Here is a 19,139-nt window from a genome sequence, read left to right as displayed (position 1 = left end):
GCTTCAGAGTGGGACGCGGTTTCCCCGAGAGGCCCCATCGGGAAATCGGGGACCGGAATTCGCCTGAGTAGTGGGATGCAGTTTCCGCAGCAGGCTCGTCTGGAAAACCGGGGTCCGGAATCCCCATTGCAACAATCTGTTGATTGAACGTCGCTGCATGTTCGCGCTATCATGCATGGTTAAAATTGGTTAGCCATGGCAAACGGTTAGCAATGGTGAACATAAATGCAACGCCCTGTGGGCGTCGGGGGAGGAACACGGACGTGAAGCTCGATACACTCGAGATTGGAAAGGACGCCGTTGTCGCATCGGTGGCATCGGACGATCAGGCACTCCGACAGCATATTTTGGACATGGGCTTAACACCGGGCACCGAAGTCACCATGATGAAGTACGCCCCCATGGGCGACCCGCTCGAGATTCGCCTGCGTGGCTACGAGTTGACGCTGCGCAAAGACGATGCTGCTCGCATTGAGCTCGTGGGTATTCACGACACCGATACGAGCCCGCGCGTTAACGCCGCAATCGGCACGACGGAGCACCCGGCGCTCGGTGAGGGGACGTATTCGCCCCGTGCGGCAAAAACGGCCGTACCCGAGGGCGCGCCGCTGCACTTTGCCCTCGCCGGCAACCAAAATTGCGGCAAGACCACGCTGTTCAACCAGCTGACGGGTTCCAACCAACATGTTGGTAACTTTCCCGGTGTGACGGTCGACCGCAAGGACGGTACTGTCCGTAACCACCCCGAGGCGAGCGTTACCGACCTGCCCGGTATTTATTCGTTGTCGCCGTACACGGGCGAGGAGATTGTCAGCCGTCAATTCATCCTTGACGAGCATCCCGACGCCATCATCGACATCATCGATGCCACCAATATCGAGCGCAACCTCTACCTGACGCTGCAGCTTATGGAGCTCGACTGCCCCATGGTCATCGCGCTCAACATGATGGACGAGGTGACGGCCAACGGCGGCGCCGTGGACGTCAACCTGCTCGAGAGCCTGTTGGGCGTGCCTGTTGTCCCCATTAGCGCTGCCCGCAACGAGGGTATCGACGAGCTGGTGGATCACGCTCTGCATGTGGCGCGGTTCCGCGAGCGCCCGGGTCGCCTGGACTTCTGCGCGCCCGATGGCCCGGACGGCGGTGCGCTGCATCGCTGCATCCACGGCATTGCCAACCTGATCGAGGACCATGCCGTGACGGCCCGCATTCCGGTGCGTTTTGCGGCGACCAAGCTGGTTGAGGGCGACGAGCTGGTGACCGAGGCACTTCACCTGGATCGCAACGAACTTGACGCTATCGAGCACATCATTACCCAGATGGAGGACGAGGCCGGCACCGACCGCCTGTCCGCGCTGGCCGATATGCGCTTTAGCTTTATCGGCGACGTGTGCGGGCGCTGCGTGGTGAAGCCGCACGAGAGCCGCGAGCACGTGCGCTCCGTTAAGATCGACCGCATCCTGACGGGTCGCTACACGGCCATCCCGGCGTTTCTGGTGATCATGGGCCTCGTCTTTTGGCTGACGTTTGGCGTGATCGGCGCGGCGTTGCAGGGACTTATGGAGGACGGCATCGCTGCCATCATCGCCTCGGCCGATGCGGGTCTCAAGGCGTTCGGAACCAACGACGTGGTGCGCTCGCTGGCTGTCGACGGCGTGCTTACGGGTGTGGGCAGCGTGCTGACCTTCCTGCCGATTATCGTCGTGCTCTTCTTGTTCCTCTCCATTCTGGAAGACTCCGGCTACATGGCGCGCGTGGCCTTTGTCATGGATAAGGTGCTGCGTCGCTTTGGCCTGTCGGGCCGCAGCTTTGTGCCCATGCTCGTCGGTTTTGGCTGCACCGTGCCGGCTATCATGTCGACCCGTACACTCCCATCCGAGCATGATCGCAAGATGACGGTCATGCTCACGCCGTTCATGAGCTGCTCGGCCAAGTTGCCGGTTTACGGCTTGCTGTGCGGAGCATTCTTCCCGCAGGCGACGGTCCCAGCCATGGTCTCGCTCTATCTGATTGGCATTGCGGTCGGTTGCATCGCGGCTTTGGTGCTCAACCGCACGGCATTTAAGGGCGACCCGGTACCGTTTATCATGGAGCTACCCAATTACCGCCTGCCGAGCATCAAGACGACGGTGATGCTGGCGTGGGATAAGGCCAAGGACTTTATTACCAAGGCCTTTACCATCATCTTTGCCGCCACCGTGGTCATCTGGTTCCTCCAGACGTTTGACATCCGCTTTAATGTGGTCGCCGATCAGTCGCAGAGTCTACTTGCCGGTCTGGGTAGCATCATCGCGCCGGCGTTGGCACCGCTTGGCTTTGGCGACTGGCGTGCATCCACGGCGCTCGTCACCGGACTTATCGCCAAGGAGAGCGTCATCTCGACCCTCACCGTGCTTTTGGATGCAACGTCACCCGCGGCGCTGTCGACCATGTTTTCGCCGTTTACCGCCTACGTGTTCTTGGTCTTTACGCTGCTGTACCCGCCCTGCGTGGCGGCAATCGGTGCCGTCAAGAGCGAGTTGGGCGCGCGCTATGCCGTTGCCGTGTTCGCGTTTCAGGTGACGGTCGCCTGGATTGTGGCGTTTATCGTGCATTCGGCGGGCATATTGCTGGGGTTGGCTTAGCTATTTATTGACGGCGCAACCTCTGTGTATTGAGTTGTTGATTGCGGCCCCGCATCTGTGCTGACGGATGCGGGGCCGTTGCTATATAATCGCCCACCGCCCAAGACAATCGGAGAGGTTTCCTACATGACTCAGGCAAGACAAGATGGCATCTCGCTCAAGCAGTGGCTCCCGCTTATCGGGCTCGCCTGCTGCGCGTTCGTGTTCAACACATCGGAGTTCATGCCCATCGGCCTTCTGACTGATATTGCCGTATCGTTCTCGCTCACCGAGGCCCAGGCAGGCATCATGATTTCGGTCTACGCCTGGGGCGTCATGCTGCTGTCGCTGCCGCTTATGGTGTTTGCCTCGCGCTTTGAGTTCAAGCGTATGCTGCTCGGCGTGCTCGCCGTGTTCTCTCTGGGTCAGTTCCTGTCCGCCGTGGCGCCCACCTATCCTATTTTGGTCTGTGCACGCCTGGTGGTCGCTTGCGCACATGCCGTGTTCTGGTCGGTCGCCTCGATTATGGCCTCGCGCCTGGTCGACACCCGTCACGGGGCGCTCGCCATCAGCATGATCGCCACGGGCTCGTCCATCGCGCAGATCTTTGGCCTGCCGATCGGCCGCGCCATCGGGCTGGCTGTGGGCTGGCGCATGACGTTTGCCGTGGTCGGGGCCTTTTCTGCCGCCGCGGTGGTGTACCAGGCAGCGGTGTTCCCGGCCATGCCGGCGGGTGAGCGCTTTGCCGTTAAACAGCTGCCCGAGCTGCTCAAGAACCCGTTCCTCATCGCGCTCTACGCGGTCACGGTTTTTATGGCGACCGGCTATTACACAGGCTACAGCTATATCGAGCCCTTCCTGGCGCAGGTCGCGCACGTCGACGCGGGCGCCATTACCATGACGCTGACGGCGTTTGGCTGCTCCGGTCTGGTGGGCAGCTGGCTGTTTGGCCGCCTGTTCGACGGGCACCGCTTCCCGTTTTTGGCTATCACACTCTCCGGCGTGCCAGCGGCCCTGCTGCTAATGGGTTCGGCCGCATCGTCGCTCGCAGCAGTGCTTGCCGTCTGCGTGCTGTGGGGCTGCTGCGCCACGGCCTTTAACGTGGCATTTCAGGCCGAGCTTATCAAGTACACGCCCGCGGATTCGTCGGCTGTCGCCATGTCGATCTTCTCGGGCCTGTTTAATCTGGGTATCGGCACGGGCACCGCGATCGGCGGCGCCGTGGTTTCGGGCCCCGGTATCGCCTGGATCGGCTTCGCGGGCGGGGCGATTGCCGTCGTGGGCGTCATCCTCGCCATCACGGTGATGTTCCCGGCCATACGCCGCGCAAAGCCCGTCGCCTAATCACGTTTCCTCATCAGTTGCGGTGGAATAGTTCCTGTTTAAGGCCCCTGAAGGTCCAAGCGGGAACTATTTCACCGCAACTTATTTTGGGGAAGAGGATGCAAGCCGGGCATACAATGGATGTCGTTGTGTTGAGCTTACCGGGAGGTTGCTATGTGGGCATACGAGACGACGTTCTATCAGATCTATCCGCTGGGCTTTTGTGGAGCTCCGCGCGAAAACGCCGCGCCCGTTGCCGAGGATGAGCTTGCCCAGGCTGCCAACGACGCGCCCAACCCCGATGCCCCCATCATGAAAATCGCCCAATGGGCCGACTACCTGCAGGAACTAGGTATTGGCGCTGTGCTCATCAACCCACCGCTCGAGTCCGATAGCCATGGCTACGACACGCGCAGCCTGCGCCACATCGACCGTCGCCTGGGTGGGGACGCCGACTTTGCCGCCGTGTGCGAGACGCTGCATGCCCACGGCATCCGCGTGGTGCTCGACGCCGTCTTCAACCACGTCGGCCGCGGCTTTTGGGCCTTCCGCGATGTGCAGGAGCGCAAGTGGGATTCGCCCTACAAGGACTGGTTCCACATCAGCTTTGACGGCGACTCGTGCTACGGCGACGGCTTTTGGTACGAGGGCTGGGAAGGCCATTTTGAGCTCGTGAAGCTCAACCTGCAAAACCCCGCCGTGGTCGATTACCTGCTCGAGTCCGTGCGCCGCTGGGCCGATGTCTTTGGCGTCGACGGTCTGCGCCTGGACGTCGCCTATATGCTCGACCGCGACTTTATGCGCCGCCTGCACGCCTTTGCCCGTGAGCTCAAGCCCGACTTTGTGCTGATCGGCGAGACGCTCCACGGCGACTACAACCAGATCGTCAACGACGAGATGCTCGACTCCTGCACCAACTACGAGTGTTACAAGGGACTGTACTCCAGCTTTAACTCGATCAACATGTTCGAGATCGCCCACTCGCTGCACCGTCAGTTTGGCGGCGACCCGTGGTGCATCTACCGCGGCAAGCACCTGCTGTCGTTTGTCGACAACCACGACGTGCCACGCCTGGCGAGCATCCTTACCGACAAGTCGTGCCTGCGTCCCGCCTATGGCATGCTCTTTGGCATGCCGGGCATCCCGTGCATCTACTATGGCAGCGAGTGGGGAATTGCTGGCGAAAAGGGCGGCCCCGATGGCGACTGGGCGCTGCGCCCTGCGCTCGATGAGCCTGCACCCAACGAGCTGACGGCGTTCGTCACACAGCTTGCGCACCTGCGCTCGGCCGACGACGCGGCGGCACGCGCCCTCAACTACGGTGCCTATCGCAACGTGGTGATCCAGAACAAGCAGCTGCTGTTCGAGCGCGCCTGCGACGACGCGACGGTGCTCGTGGCGGTCAATGCCGTGAACGAGCCTTATACCTTTGGAGCCGGCGAACTCAACGGCTCCTTCGTCGACCTACTTGCCGACGATGCACCCACGGTCGAGCTGACGGGTGCGCTTGAACTTGCGCCCTACGAGGTGCGCTATCTGTTGAGGGCCTAGGTCATGGCGGCGTCAGACGAGGGCTATCAACATATTGAGCATGAGTTTGAGCCCGTGTTTGACCAGCACTCGCGCGTTTTGGTGCTGGGATCGTTTCCCTCGGTGCTTTCGCGCGCCAATGCCTTTTATTACGGCAACCCTCAGAATCGCTTTTGGCGCGTGATGGCCGCGTGCCTTGGTGTGCCTGTACCACCCAACGAGGGCGACCTTTTGGTGGGCGGCGAGCCCGCGACGCTCGACGCCTCTATTGCCGCCAAGCGATCCATGCTGTTGAACGGTGGTGTGGCCCTGTGGGATGTGGTCGAGAGCTGCGACATTAAGGGGTCGAGCGACGCGAGCATCAAAAACGTTGTGCCGGCATATATCGAACGCATCACTGGAGCTGCGCCCATCGAGCGGGTGGTATGCAACGGAGGTACGGCGGGGCGCCTCTATAAGCGCTATCTACAGGAGCGGACGGGTCTGTCCGCTGTCGTGTTGCCGTCAACTAGTCCCGCTAACGCGGCCTGGCGCCTGGAGCGGCTTGTCGAGCGCTGGCGCGAGGCAGTTGACTGGACCGCACGGTAATCTAGATCCTTGATTGAGCATGGGCGCCGAGGCGTTTGATGATGGCATGCCAGATTGGTGCGGGCACGGCGGGCTTGACGCGCACCATGCCGTCGACATCGACACTATCGGCATCGCCGCCGCCAAGCAGCTGCGCATGTTCAATGGAACAGCCCATGCGCACAGCGCCTACAAGCTTATCCATCGCTTCGGAAAATGGACGGCGTAAGAGGCCCATACGCGGGGAGTGGCGAAGCGCCGCAATACCGCTGCCGGCGCAGATGACAACGCCACCGCACCATGGCAGGTCGCGTAGAATACATGCCCGGTACAGGTGGTCGAGGACTTCGTCCGCCTGCTTGTTGTTTTTTGACAGGGCCTGGACGACGACATAGACGCGTGTCTCTGTATCCCCGAAGCGATCGAGTATCTGCTCGACAGCGATCATCGCCTCATCATCAAATGCATCATCAACAGCGAACACCATGCCATTGACTACACCGGTGTCATTTGCCTTCAAATCAACCGGACGGGGGAGCGCGGTGCCGGAAAGCTGAGCATAGGCGGCGATGGCATCCTGCAGGTCCCAAAGCAAAAACTCAAGATCGGCGCTCTCGGGAATACTGATATACGCAATGGTTTGCAGCGTTTTTGGTACATCGCCGCGTGCGGTCGTCTCCATGCCATCTCCTTTCCGGTTGGTTTCCGTTTAGGTTACATCGTCTGGTGGCGCGCGGGCGCGCTATCCTAGTGCAACCCTTACGAAAGGAATGCCATGCGACTGCCCATGAACACCTCGCTTGCCACGCTCAAGCCCTCCGGCATTCGCCGGATCAACGCGCTCGCCGCCCAGCATCCGGGGTGCATCGCGCTCGCGCTTGGCGAGCCCGATTTTCCCACGCCCGATGTGATTAGCGCCGAAGTGACTGCTTCGTTGGACCGCGGTGACACGCACTATCCGCCCAACAACGGCCGTCCCGCCCTGCGCGAGGCGCTGTCTACCTACATGGGAGACGCGGGCCTTACGTTTTCGGCCGACGAGGTCATCCTGACCGACGGCGCGACCGAGGCCCTGTCGGCAACATTTATGGCCATGCTCAACCCCGGCGACGAGGTTATTATCCCCACTCCGGCCTTTGGCCTGTACGAGAGCATCGTCGTGGCCAACCACGCCAAAGCGGTCTTTTTGGATACGGAGCCCGCGCAATTTCAGATTGACGAGGAAGCGCTTCGCGCCTGCGTGACCCCGGCGACCAAGGCCATCGTCATCTGCACGCCCAACAATCCTACGGGCTGTATCCTCGACGCGGCATCGCTCGACGCCGTGGCACACGTGGCAGAGCAAGCGGGCATCTACGTAATCTGCGACGACGTATATAACCGCTTGGTCTATGTGGATGGCTATGAGCGCTTTGCCCAGCGCCACCCGGAGCTACGCGAGCAGACGGTGGTCATCGAGAGCTTCTCCAAGCCATGGGCTATGACCGGCTGGCGCTTGGGCTGGCTCGCAGCTGCAGCCCCCGTCATCGCCGAGATCGCAAAGGCTCACCAATACCTAGTATCGAGCGCCGTCTCCTTTGAGATGGACGCCGCGGCCCGAGCCCTGACCGTCGACCCAACCCCCATGCTCAAAGTCTACCGAGCCCGCCGCGAACGCGTGCTCGCAGCCTTAGACACCATGGGCCTCGACGTAGTGGAACCAGCCGGCGCCTTCTACGCTTTCCCCAGCATCAAACAATTCGGCCTAACAAGCGAAGACTTCTGCATCAAAGCCATCAAAGAAGCCAACGTAGCCCTAGTCCCCGGAGACTGCTTCGGCACCGAAGGCCACGTCCGCTTAAGCTACTGCGTCTCCGACCAAGATCTGGACGAAGGCCTCCGCCGCCTGTCCACCTTCATTTCGACTTTGTAGTCCTCAGGGACGCAACACATCAGCCCACCGACATAAGGGTTATGCGTGGGGGCGTCGGCCAACGGCAACCCTGGCTGCCCCAAAGTCAACACAGGTCGCGCCGCCAAAGGCCAGGCGCAAGCTTTTCGTAGATTCCGCACGAGCCGAAGAGCACTAAATGTGCTCTTCGTGCGAGCCCAGGACCTGACCGAGCGAAAAGCTTGCGCCTGGCCTTTGGCGGCGCGACCGAGATGGTGGAATTGTGTGCAGCCAGGGTTGCCGTTGACCGAAGCCGGGGTCCCCGCCATAATACTTTCGGTTCACGCACGAATCCGCTGCCAGAGACAGCCGGTGCAAACGGGCATTGCCCGCGAGCTTAATGGGACATCCCGCCAGCCGAGGTGGTCGAGTAGATATGTCTTCTCGCCCCCGTCGCTCATGCAGCGCGGGGGCTTTCTTTTTGGACATGCCCCCGTCACGTCCTTGTGGCGGACCGTGCCCGGAAAGAATTCGAGGAGGTGTAATTCATGCCCCAGCAGTACAAAATCGACAAGGTTGCAGAGATCGAGTCCCGTATCGCCGAGAATGCCGGTCTGTTCGTCGTCAACTACAACGGTCTGACGGTTAAGCAGGCTCAGGAGCTGCGTCATCAGCTTCGCGAGTGCGGCGCCGAGATGAAGGTCTACAAGAACAACCTGGTCAAGATCGCTCTCAAGAACCAGGAGCAGCCCGAGCTCGACGAGATTCTCGCCGGCCCCGTCGCTTATGTGTTCTACGAGACCGAGCCGGTCGAGGCCGCTAAGGCCCTTAAGGACTTCTCCGCTAAGTCCAAGGGCGTCCTTGAGATCAAGGGCGGTATCTCCGACGGCAAGGCCGTTTCCGCTGATGATGTTAAGGCTATCGCCGAGCTGCCCACCAAGGACCAGCTTCTCGGCCAGATCGCCGGTCTCATCTCCGGTTTCGCTCGCGACATCGCTGTCTGCGTCAACGGCGTTTCCTCTGGTCTCGCTCGTTCGATCCAGCAGGTCTCCGAGCAGAAGGCAGCCTAGTCGCTGTTTTCACCCGCGGCGGCAACGCCGCACCCCTGGCGCATTCGCGCCGTGTTTTAACTGATCTCCGTGCACAGACACGGAAACCGAAAGGACTTAGAAATGGCTAAGCTTACCACCGATGAGATCATCGATGCTCTTAAGGAAATGACCCTTCTCGAGGCTTCCGAGCTCGTTAAGGCTATCGAGGACACCTTCGGCGTTTCCGCCGCTGCTCCTGCCGCTGTTGTCGCCGCTCCCGCTGCTGGCGCTGCTGAGGCCGAGGAGAAGACCGAGTTTGACGTCGTGCTCGAGGGCTTCGGCGACAACAAGATTCAGGTCATCAAGGCCGTCCGTGAGCTCACCAACCTTGGCCTGAAGGAGGCCAAGGAGGTCGTCGAGAGCGCTCCCAAGGCTGTTCTCGAGGGCGCCAAGAAGGAGGACGCCGAGGCTGCCAAGGAGAAGCTCGAGGCTGCTGGCGCTGCTGTCACCCTCAAGTAATCAGGCTTTCTCGCCAGATTTCTTTGCAGACGGGGTTCGCATTGCGAGCCCCGTCTTTTTTGTTTTGGCCCCTCATTCCCATTGCTCGGCACGCAGAACACCGCTGTCTTCGCCGTGCCAATCCCGTTACCGCTGGGGCATAAAATTGCACCATTCGAGCAATAATTTGCGTTGACCTGCTGAAGAATTGCGTTTGCCTTACGGCGACGTATGTCTCCGGCGGTAAGATACTTCGGTATCGCAATTTGGTCTGCGGCCGCCGTGCCGCACGCTTGGGGCGCTTTGCGCCTGCGAAAGGATCCTTGAATAATATGAAGGCAATCATCCCCGCCGCCGGTCTAGGCACGCGTTTTCTGCCTGGCACTAAGTGCACGCCCAAAGAGATGCTGCCGGTGCTCGACAAGCCGGTTATCCAGTACGTCGTTGAGGAGGCACTCGACCCCGAGGAGGTCGACGACGCCATCATCGTTACCTCTCCCGGTAAGCCCGAGCTGCTGAGCTACTTCCAGCCCGACCGTTCGCTTGAGAACCTGCTGCGCGAGCGCGGCAAGAACGCCTATGCCGATGCCGTCGCCCACGCTGGCGGTATGCCGGTCGATTTCCGTTATCAGTACGAGCCCAAGGGCCTCGGCCATGCCATTCGCTCGGCGGCCGATGCTGTGGCGGGGGAGAACTTCCTGGTTCTTCTGGGCGACTATGTTGTGCCCAACCATGACATTTGCGACAAGATGCTTGCCGTCTCCAAGGAGCATGGCGGCGCTTCGGTTATCGCTGTTGCCGCGTGTGCTCCCGAGGAGGTCAGCCGCTATGGCGTTATCGCCGGCGAGCGCGTGGGCTCCCTCGAGGGCGCCGAGGGCGTTGGCGATGCCGAGCCTGGCGCCGTGTGGCGTATCGGCGGCTTGGTGGAGAAGCCTGCTCCCGAGGCTGCGCCTTCTAACCTTTACATCGTCGGACGCTATCTGCTGAGCCCGCTGGTCATGGAGCTGCTTGCCGACCAGCAGGCCGGCAAGGGCGGCGAGATCCAGCTGACCGACGCCATGGCCCGTTCGCTCGACCGCGAGGCCATGTACGCCGTCGTCATCGATCCTCTGTCGGGCTACGACACCGGCACGCCTTCTGGCTGGATGGCCACCAACGCCCTTATGGCCGCAAGCGATCCTCGCTTTGCCGATGCCTTCTGGGATGCCATCGACGAGCGCGGCGGCTTGATGCGCAAGTAAACAGCGCTTACGGGTGCGGACTTCGGTCTGCACCCGTTTTTTTGCGAACTGCCGCTTAGCTCCGGAAAGTGCGACCCACAATTTGGTCGAATTCTGGGATGCGCTTTCCGGCTGAGGACCCTAGCGGAAAGCGCATCCCAGAATATCGACTCAGGACGGGATACAGTTTCCCAAACAGGGCTCAATCGGAAACTACGACCCAGTTTGAGGCCTCAAAACGGGACACAGTTTCCGCCCGATCAGCCTTCGTCCCCATTCCGCCATTCAGCGACGCGCATCAGCAACTCTGTTCACAGAAAATATATGAACATATGTTCGATATAAGTACATCTACCTGCGTATTTTCTGTCGAAAAACTTTGCTACTCCAAAAACTCAATCGCGTCAAGGCTTTTCTTGCCCAACGGTCGGTACCTGATAAACTATTAGGTTGCGATAACTGGCGAAGCTATGCCTCGCCAACCCACCGAGCATTTCCGTGAAGGAGGAAAAACCTGGTGACCTACGCATACACTGCCACTGAGCGCAAGCGCGTCAGCTTCGGGAAAATCCCGGAGGCCATGGAGCTCCCCAACCTTATCTCTGTTCAAAGGGAATCCTTTGAGCGTTTTAAGGACGAGGGCCTTCGTGAGGCGTTTAAGGAATCCAGCCCCATCCAGAGCCAGAACCATGTTCTCGAGGTTACCTTCGGCGAGCATCAGTTTGGCGACCCCGCGCACACCGTCGAGGAGTGCCGCGAGAAGGATATGACCTATCAGGCTCCGCTTCTGACCGACGTCCGTCTCACCAACAAGGAGACTGGCGAGATCAAGGAGCAGCTCGTCTTTATGGGCGACTTCCCCATGATGACCGATCAGGGCACCTTCATCATCAACGGTACCGAGCGTATCGTCGTCTCGCAGCTCGTCCGTTCCCCGGGCGTGTACTTCAGCTCCGAGATGGATTCGGGCAAGCAGATCTACAAGGCTCAGATCATCCCGTCCCGCGGTGCCTGGCTTGAGTTTGAGGTCGACAAACGCGACCAGCTCATGGTCTCCATCGACCGTAAGCGCAAGCAGAGCGCCACGATGTTCCTGCGCGCCCTTGGCATCGCCGTCACCAACGACGACATCATCGAGCTGCTCGGCAACTCCGATGTGATCAAGCGCACCCTCGAGCGCGATACCGCCCTCACCCGCGAGGATGCTCTTATCGAGATCTACCGTCGCCTGCGCCCGGGCGAGCCTCCCACCGTGGATGCTTCCCGCAGCCTGCTCGAGGGCCTGCTCTTCAACCCGCAGCGCTACGACCTGGCCCGCGTCGGTCGCTACAAGGTCAACAAGAAGCTCAACCTCACTACCGAGGAAGAGGTCACGGTGCTCACCGACGAGGATATCGTCGCTACGCTGCGCTACCTTCTGTCCCTCGCTGCCGGCGAGCAGGGCTTCAAGGTTGACGACATCGACCACTTTGGCAACCGCCGTATCCGCACCGTCGGCGAGCTCGTCGCCAACCAGTTCCGTATCGGCATGAGCCGTATGGAGCGCGTCGTCCGTGAGCGCATGAGCTCCCAGGACATCGACGAGATTACCCCGCAGTCGCTCATCAACATCCGCCCGATCGTGGCCTCCATCAAGGAGTTCTTCGGTTCCTCGCAGCTCTCGCAGTTCATGGACCAGGCGAACCCTCTGACCGGTCTGACCCACAAGCGCCGTCTGTCCGCACTCGGCCCTGGCGGTCTTGCCGGCCACAAGTCGGGCTCCAGCCGCCGCACCAACGTGCCGACGGCCGTCCGCGACGTTCACAACTCGCACTACAGCCGCATGTGCCCGATCGAGACCCCCGAAGGCCCCAACATCGGCCTGATCGGCTCGCTTGCCCTCTACGCCCGCGTCAACGAGTATGGCTTCATCGAGGCCCCGTTCCGCCGCGTCGAGAACGGCGTTGCCACCGACCAGATCGACTGGATGACCGCTGACGAGGAAGAGAAGCACGTTATCGCGCCGGCCAACACGCCGCTCGATCCCAAGACCAACGAGTTCATCACGACCGATGCCGAGGGCAAGATCGTCCGTCCGCATTCCGTGATCGCCCGTACCCGCGACTTCGACGGCTCCTTCGGCGCTCCCGCCGACGTGCCCGTCGAGGATGTCGACTACATGGACGTCTCGCCGCGCCAGATGCTCTCCGTCGCAGCCACGCTGATCCCGTTCCTCGAGCACGACGACGCTAAGCGTACGCTCATGGGCGCCAACATGCAGCGTCAGGCCGTGCCGCTGGTTCACCCCGCCGCTCCCTATGTCGGTACCGGCATGGAGCGTCGCGCCGCCCTGGACTCTGGCGAGGTCACCCTGGCCAAGAACGCCGGCGAGGTCATCTTTGCCGACGCCTCCAAGATTATCGTCAAGCATGCCGGCGGCATGGACGAGTATCACCTGGCCAAGTACCAGCGCTCCAACCAGTCCACCTGCATCAACCACCGCCCGCTCGTGCGCGTCGGCGACACCGTTGAGCAGGGTGAGCCTCTGGCCGACGGTCCTTCGACCGATCACGGCGAGCTCGCACTGGGCCAGAACCTCACCGTGGCCTACATGCCGTGGGAAGGCTTCAACTACGAGGACGGTATCGTCGTGTCCGAGCGCCTGGTGGCCGAGGACCTGCTGACGACCATCAACATCACCCGTCACGAGATCGACGCCCGCGATACCAAGCTCGGCCCCGAGGAGATCACTCGCGAGATCCCGAACCTCTCCGAGGACATGCTTGCCAACCTCGATGAGGACGGCATCATCCGCATCGGCGCTGAGGTCGGCCCTGGCGACATCCTGGTCGGCAAGGTTACCCCTAAGGGCGAGAGCGCTCTGACTGCCGAGGAGCGCCTGCTGCGCGCCATCTTCGGTGCCAAGGCTCATGACGTTCGCGACACTTCCCTTAAGATGCCTCACGGCGCTTACGGCCGCGTCATCGACGTCGTCCGCTTTAGCCGCGAGAACGGCGACGACCTGGCCCCCGGCGTCAACGAGCAGGTGCGCGTCTACGTCGCCCAGCGTCGTAAGATCCAGCAGGGCGATAAGATTGCCGGCCGCCACGGCAACAAGGGTGTTATCTGTAACGTTCTGCCGGTCGAGGACATGCCCTACATGGCTGACGGTACCCCGATCGACGTTATCCTCAACCCGCTGGGCGTTCCTTCGCGTATGAACGTCGGCCAGCTGCTCGAGTGCCACCTTGGCTGGGCTGCTGCCTGCGGTTGGGATACCGAGGATGCCGATTCCGACAAGTACGTCCCCGGTCCGTTCTTTACCGCGACGCCCGTCTTCGACGGCGCCAAGGAGGACGAGATCGCCGAGGTCATCCGTCGTGCCAACAAGAATATGCTCAACAAGGCCACCGCTGCCTTTGGCGATCACATGCGCCCCGAGTTTGTCACCCAGCTTGACGAGCGCGGAAAGACCCGCCTGTTTGACGGCCGCACCGGCGAGGAGTTCCGCGAGCCCATTACCGTGGGCACGTCCTACATCCTCAAGCTCGGTCACATGGTCGACGACAAGATCCACGCCCGTTCGACTGGCCCTTACAGCCTGGTTACCCAGCAGCCGCTGGGCGGCAAGGCCCAGTTCGGCGGCCAGCGCTTCGGCGAGATGGAAGTTTGGGCACTGTACGCATACGGTGCTTCCAACGTCCTGCAGGAGATCCTGACCGTCAAGTCCGACGATACCGTGGGCCGCGTCAAGACCTACGAGTCCATCGTCAAGGGCGAGAACGTCCCGGTTCCGGGTATCCCCGAGTCCTTCAAGGTTCTCGTCAAGGAGATCCGTTCCCTCGCACTGGACATCGAGCCCATGCACGATGCCGACGAGGACGCCTCCGCCCCCGTGACCGCCGAGGAGACCTCTGCCCTCGATGACCTGGCTGCGCTCGCCGGCGTTGACGCCGACGTCGAGGCCCAGGATGCCGAGACCGCCGAGGCGCCCGAGGCTGTCGCCGCCACGACCACTGATAAGGAGTAGTTGACTGTGGCAGATTTCGAAGCTACTGAATTTGACTCGGTAAAGATCTCCCTTGCCTCCGCCGACCAGATCCGTTCCTGGTCGCACGGTGAGGTCAAGAAGCCGGAGACCATCAATTACCGTACCCTCAAGCCCGAGAAGGACGGCCTGTTCTGCGAGAAGATCTTCGGTCCCGCCAAGGACTGGGAGTGCTCCTGCGGCAAGTACAAGGGCATCCGCTTTAAGGGCATCGTCTGCGAGCGCTGCGGCGTCGAGGTCACCTCGGCCAAGGTGCGTCGCGACCGCATGGGCCATATCGAGCTCGCCGCTCCCGTGTCCCACATCTGGTACTTCAAGAGCCCCACGAGCTTCCCGATGAGCCGTATGCTCGACATCAAGTCCAAGGACCTCGAGAAGGTTCTGTACTTTGCCAGCTACATCATCACCGAGGTCGACTACGAGGCTCGCGAGGCCGACGCTGACGACCTGCGCGAGGAGCTCGCCGCCGATCTGGAAGAGATCGACGCCGAGTGCGCCCGCCAGATCGAGTCCCTCAAGGAGCAGGGCAACCCCGAGAACTTTGACGAGTTCTCCGACGAGGAACCGCTGACCCCCGAGGAGATCGCCTCCGGCATCGTCGACATCGAGGAAGAGTGCAAGGACGAGAAGCAGCTCCGCACGGACGCCTTCAACGCCTTCATGAAGCTCACCGAGCGCGACCTCATCTCCGATGAGCCGCTGTTCCGCGAGATGACCCGTTACTACTCCATGTACTTCAAGGGTGGCATGGGTGCCGAGGCCGTCCGCGACCTGCTCGCTGCCATCGACCTCCCCTCCGAGGCCGAGAAGCTCAAGGCCATCATCGCCGACGAGGACTCCCAGAAGCAGAAGCGCGAGAAGGCCGTCAAGCGCCTCGAGGTCGTTGACGCCTTCCTGAAGGGCGGCAACAGCCCCGCGAACATGATTCTGGATGTCATCCCGGTCATTCCGCCCGATCTGCGCCCGATGGTCCAGCTCGACGGCGGCCGCTTCGCCGCGTCCGACCTCAACGACCTGTATCGTCGCGTGATCAACCGTAACAACCGACTCAAGCGCCTGCTCGACCTGGACGCCCCTGCGATTATCGTGAACAACGAGAAGCGCATGCTCCAGGAGTCCGTGGACGCCCTGTTCGACAACGGCCGCCGTGGGCGCCCGGTCTCTGGCCGTGGTGGTCGCCCGCTCAAGTCGCTCGCCGAGGCCCTCAAGGGCAAGCAGGGTCGTTTCCGCCAGAACCTGCTGGGCAAGCGTGTCGACTACTCTGGCCGTTCGGTAATCGTTACCGACCCCAAGCTGCTGCTGCACCAGTGCGGTCTGCCCAAGACCATGGCGCTGGAGCTCTTCAAGCCCTTCGTCATGAAGCGCCTGGTCGAGCTTGGCAAGGTCGAGAACATCAAGGGCGCCAAGCGCGCTATCGACCGCGGTGCCACCTTTGTGTGGGACATCCTCGAAGAGGTCATCGACGGTCGTGTCGTGCTGCTCAACCGTGCACCGACCCTGCACCGTCTGTCCATCCAGGCCTTTGAGCCGGTGCTGGTCGAGGGCAAGGCTATCCACCTGCACCCGCTGGTCTGCGCGCCCTTCAACGCCGACTTCGACGGCGACCAGATGTCTGTCCACGTGCCGCTGTCCAGCCAGGCTCAGGCCGAGGCCCGCGTGCTCATGCTCTCTGCGAACAACCTGCGCTCGCCGGCGTCCGGCAAGCCGGTCAACATCCCCTCGCAGGACATGATCATTGGTGTGTACTACCTGACCCAGGTCCGCGACGGTCTGCCGGGCGAGAACCACGTGTTCTCGAGCTTCGACGACGCGCTGCACGCCTATGACTGCCGCTCCGAGGTCGACATGCAGGCCAAGATTCAGGTCCGTGTGTCCGCCGAGAACGCCAACGTCATCAACGAGGACGGCACCCGTATCTTCCGCGTCAAGAACGGCAAGAACGAGTTCGTCGACTACGATGTCACCGGTAACAAGACCGCACGCTTCGAGACTTCTATCGGCCGCATCATCTTCAACCGCCAGTGCCTGCCCGAAGACTACGAGTTCATGAACTACAAGATGGTCAAGGGCGATGTGGCCAAGCTGGTTGCCGACTGCTGCGATCGTTACCCCGAGGCCAAGGTCGGCCCGATCCTCGACTCTATCAAGTACTCCGGCTTCCACTACGCTACCCGCGCCGGCCTCACCATCTCGGTGTGGGACGCTCTCATCCCTGCCGAGAAGCAGGAGCTGCTCGACCGCGCCCAGGCCAACGTCGACCAGATCAACGAGTACTTCGAGGAGGGCTTCATCAACGAGACGGAGCGCCACATCGAAGTCGTTAACGAGTGGACCGCTTGTACCGATAAGGTCGCAGCGCTCATGCTCGACATGTTCGACGAGGAGAACCCGCTGTACATGATGGCCGACTCCGGCGCCCGTGGTTCTAAGACCCAGCTGCGTCAGCTCGGCGGCATGCGTGGCCTGATGGCAGATATGTCCGGCGAGACGATCGACCTTCCCATTAAGGCGAACTTCCGCGAGGGCCTGCTGCCGCTCGAGTACTTCATTTCGACCTACGGCGCCCGTAAGGGCCTGGTCGATACCGCATCCCACACCTCGGACTCTGGCTACCTGACCCGTCGTCTGGTCGACGTGGCCCAGGACGTCATCGTCCGCGAGGAGGACTGCGGTACGCACGAGGGCGTCACCTACAACCTCATCATCCCCGGCACCACCGACCTCAACACCGATCTTGTCGGCCGTTGCTTCATTGAGGACGTCGTGGCTCCCGATGGCACCGTGCTCTTTGAGCAGGACGGCTATATCGAGAAGGTCGCCGACATCCAGAAGATGGTCGATGCGGGCCTTAAGAAGGTCAAGCTTCGCGCGCTGCTCACCTGCCGCTCCAAGTACGGCGTGTGCCAGAAGTGCTACGGCTGGGATCTTTCCACCCGTCGTCCGGTCGCCATCGGTACCGCAGTCGGCATTATTGCCGCCCAGTCCATCGGCGAGCCCGGTACGCAGCTTACGATGCGTACCATTCACTCCGGCGGCGTCGCTGGCGTCGACGATATTACGCAGGGTCTGCCTACGGTCAGCCGTATGTTCGATATCGTCGGCAACGTCAACGAGAAGATCCTGGGTCGCGAGGCCGAGCTGGCTCCGTACTCCGGCCACCTCTCGATTAAGCCCGAGAAGTCCGAGTACGTGCTGACGCTCACCGACTCCGAGGATCACACCCGTGTCCTCGACGAGCGTCGCGTTCCCGCTTCGGTGCGCTTTATGCCCGAGATCGAGGACGGCTGCGAGGTTCGCGCCGGCGACCAGATCACCAAGGGCTTCGTCAACTTCCGCAACCTGCGCAAGCTGACCGACATCGAGTCGACGATGCACACCTTCGTCGAGAGCGTCAAGGACGTCTACACCAGCCAGGGCGTCGACCTGAACGACAAGCACATCGAGGTGCTCGCACGTCAGATGCTGCGTCGCGTTCAGATCACCAACCCCGGCGACTCCAAGTACCTGCTTGGTCAGTACGTCGACCGCTACGAGTTCGCCGACGAGGTCGAGCGCGTTGCCCGTCTGGGCGGTCAGGCTCCCGTGGCTGAGCCCGTCATCTTGGGTACGCTCAAGGTTGCGTCCAACATCGACTCCTGGCTGTCGAGCGCTTCGTTCATCCGTACCGCCGGCGTCCTTACCGAGGCTGCTATTGAGGGCAAGGTCGACCACCTGCTCGACCTTAAGTCCAACGTCATCGTCGGTAAGAAGATTCCGGCTGGTACCGGCCTCAAGCCGTACGCTAACGCCAAGCTGACGTATCGCACGGCCGACGGCTACGTGGACATCGATGGTCCGGCTTCGCCCAACGCCAAGTCGCTGCCCGAGTGGGCTCCCGTGGAGCTCAAGGACCTGGACGAGCGGCTCCCACAGCAGCTCGACTGGGCCGGCTACGACGAGTTTGGCGGTGCCGACGGTTCGTTCACCCGCAACGGCCACACCATCTCCGCCGAGAAGGCTCGCCTGTACCTGTTCGACGACCTGGGCGTGTCGCAGCGCTGGACCAACAAGTTCAGCGAGGTCGGCATCGAGACGGTCGGCGACCTGGTTGGCAAGTCCGAGGAGGATCTGCTGCGCATCGATGGCATCGGTGCCAAGGCGATCGAGGAGCTCCGTGACGGCCTCGAGGCCCACGACCTGCTCTACATCCTCGAGAACAACGACGACGTTGCCGACGAGGAAGACCTCTCGCAGCTGCTGCAGATGGTCTTTAGCCCCGACGGTCCGGACGATATCCTGCTGGGTACCTCCGCTCCGACGCATCACGCCGATGCCGACGAGGAGCTCCTGGGCGCCCCGATCGACGACAAGAAGGCTTCCGCCAACGGTGCCATCAACGAGGACATGGCTTCCCTCGACGAGCTGCTCAACCAGCTCGTGGACACCGACGATGCCGAAGAGGCCAAGGACAACGACGGGGAGTAATTTCCT

General features: G+C 61.6%; 11 protein-coding genes. 10 read left to right on the top strand and 1 reads right to left on the bottom strand.

Annotated features, from left to right (window positions below):
* Positions 1-212 precede the first annotated feature (212 nt).
* From feoB to ACQQ92_RS06030, 4 genes are all read left to right on the top strand, one after another.
* On the top strand, positions 213-2,624 hold the full coding sequence (gene feoB / locus ACQQ92_RS06045) for a ferrous iron transport protein B (protein WP_427796028.1): 2,412 nt from the start codon (positions 213-215) through the stop codon (positions 2,622-2,624).
* A 126-nt stretch (positions 2,625-2,750) separates the two neighbouring features.
* On the top strand, positions 2,751-3,947 hold the full coding sequence (locus ACQQ92_RS06040) for an MFS transporter (RefSeq protein WP_427796027.1): 1,197 nt from the start codon (positions 2,751-2,753) through the stop codon (positions 3,945-3,947).
* Between the two features lie 153 nt (positions 3,948-4,100).
* Positions 4,101-5,477, top strand: a complete 1,377-nt coding sequence (locus ACQQ92_RS06035) for an alpha-amylase family glycosyl hydrolase (protein WP_427796026.1) — start codon at positions 4,101-4,103, stop codon at positions 5,475-5,477.
* 3 nt (positions 5,478-5,480) lie between these two features.
* Complete coding sequence (locus ACQQ92_RS06030; RefSeq protein ID WP_427748354.1) at positions 5,481-6,044, top strand: uracil-DNA glycosylase family protein; 564 nt, start codon at positions 5,481-5,483, stop codon at positions 6,042-6,044.
* A gap of 1 nt (position 6,045) precedes the next feature.
* Here ACQQ92_RS06030 and ACQQ92_RS06025 read toward each other — a convergent pair whose 3' ends face one another.
* On the bottom strand, positions 6,046-6,705 hold the full coding sequence (locus ACQQ92_RS06025) for a hypothetical protein (RefSeq protein ID WP_427796025.1): 660 nt from the start codon (positions 6,703-6,705) through the stop codon (positions 6,046-6,048).
* Between the two features lie 93 nt (positions 6,706-6,798).
* Here ACQQ92_RS06025 and ACQQ92_RS06020 point away from each other — a divergent pair, with 93 nt between their 5' ends.
* The 6 genes from ACQQ92_RS06020 to ACQQ92_RS05995 all read left to right on the top strand — a co-directional run bounded on the left by ACQQ92_RS06020 (position 6,799) and on the right by ACQQ92_RS05995 (position 19,133).
* On the top strand, positions 6,799-7,935 hold the full coding sequence (locus ACQQ92_RS06020; RefSeq protein ID WP_427796024.1) for a pyridoxal phosphate-dependent aminotransferase: 1,137 nt from the start codon (positions 6,799-6,801) through the stop codon (positions 7,933-7,935).
* 506 nt (positions 7,936-8,441) lie between these two features.
* The gene (gene rplJ, locus ACQQ92_RS06015; protein WP_089572500.1) at positions 8,442-8,963 is read left to right on the top strand and encodes a 50S ribosomal protein L10; all 522 of its coding nucleotides are present in this window, start codon (positions 8,442-8,444) and stop codon (positions 8,961-8,963) included.
* A gap of 102 nt (positions 8,964-9,065) precedes the next feature.
* A complete protein-coding gene (gene rplL / locus ACQQ92_RS06010) occupies positions 9,066-9,443 on the top strand; it encodes a 50S ribosomal protein L7/L12 (RefSeq protein WP_154514707.1) in 378 nt (125 codons plus the stop codon).
* Between the two features lie 311 nt (positions 9,444-9,754).
* Positions 9,755-10,663, top strand: a complete 909-nt coding sequence (locus ACQQ92_RS06005; protein ID WP_368136490.1) for a UTP--glucose-1-phosphate uridylyltransferase — start codon at positions 9,755-9,757, stop codon at positions 10,661-10,663.
* Positions 10,664-11,222: 559 nt separating this feature from the next.
* Complete coding sequence (locus ACQQ92_RS06000; RefSeq protein ID WP_427796029.1) at positions 11,223-14,651, top strand: DNA-directed RNA polymerase subunit beta; 3,429 nt, start codon at positions 11,223-11,225, stop codon at positions 14,649-14,651.
* A 6-nt stretch (positions 14,652-14,657) separates the two neighbouring features.
* Positions 14,658-19,133 (top strand): DNA-directed RNA polymerase subunit beta', encoded by a 4,476-nt coding sequence (locus ACQQ92_RS05995; protein WP_370450532.1) that lies wholly within the window; start codon positions 14,658-14,660, stop codon positions 19,131-19,133.
* Positions 19,134-19,139 lie beyond the last annotated feature (6 nt).

The organism is Collinsella sp. SGI.241, assembly GCF_050312955.1.
In the GTDB taxonomy this organism is placed as follows: Bacteria; Actinomycetota; Coriobacteriia; order Coriobacteriales; family Coriobacteriaceae; genus Collinsella.
Note: the sequence above shows the minus strand (reverse complement) of the source record. Positions and strands in the feature narration are given on the sequence as shown.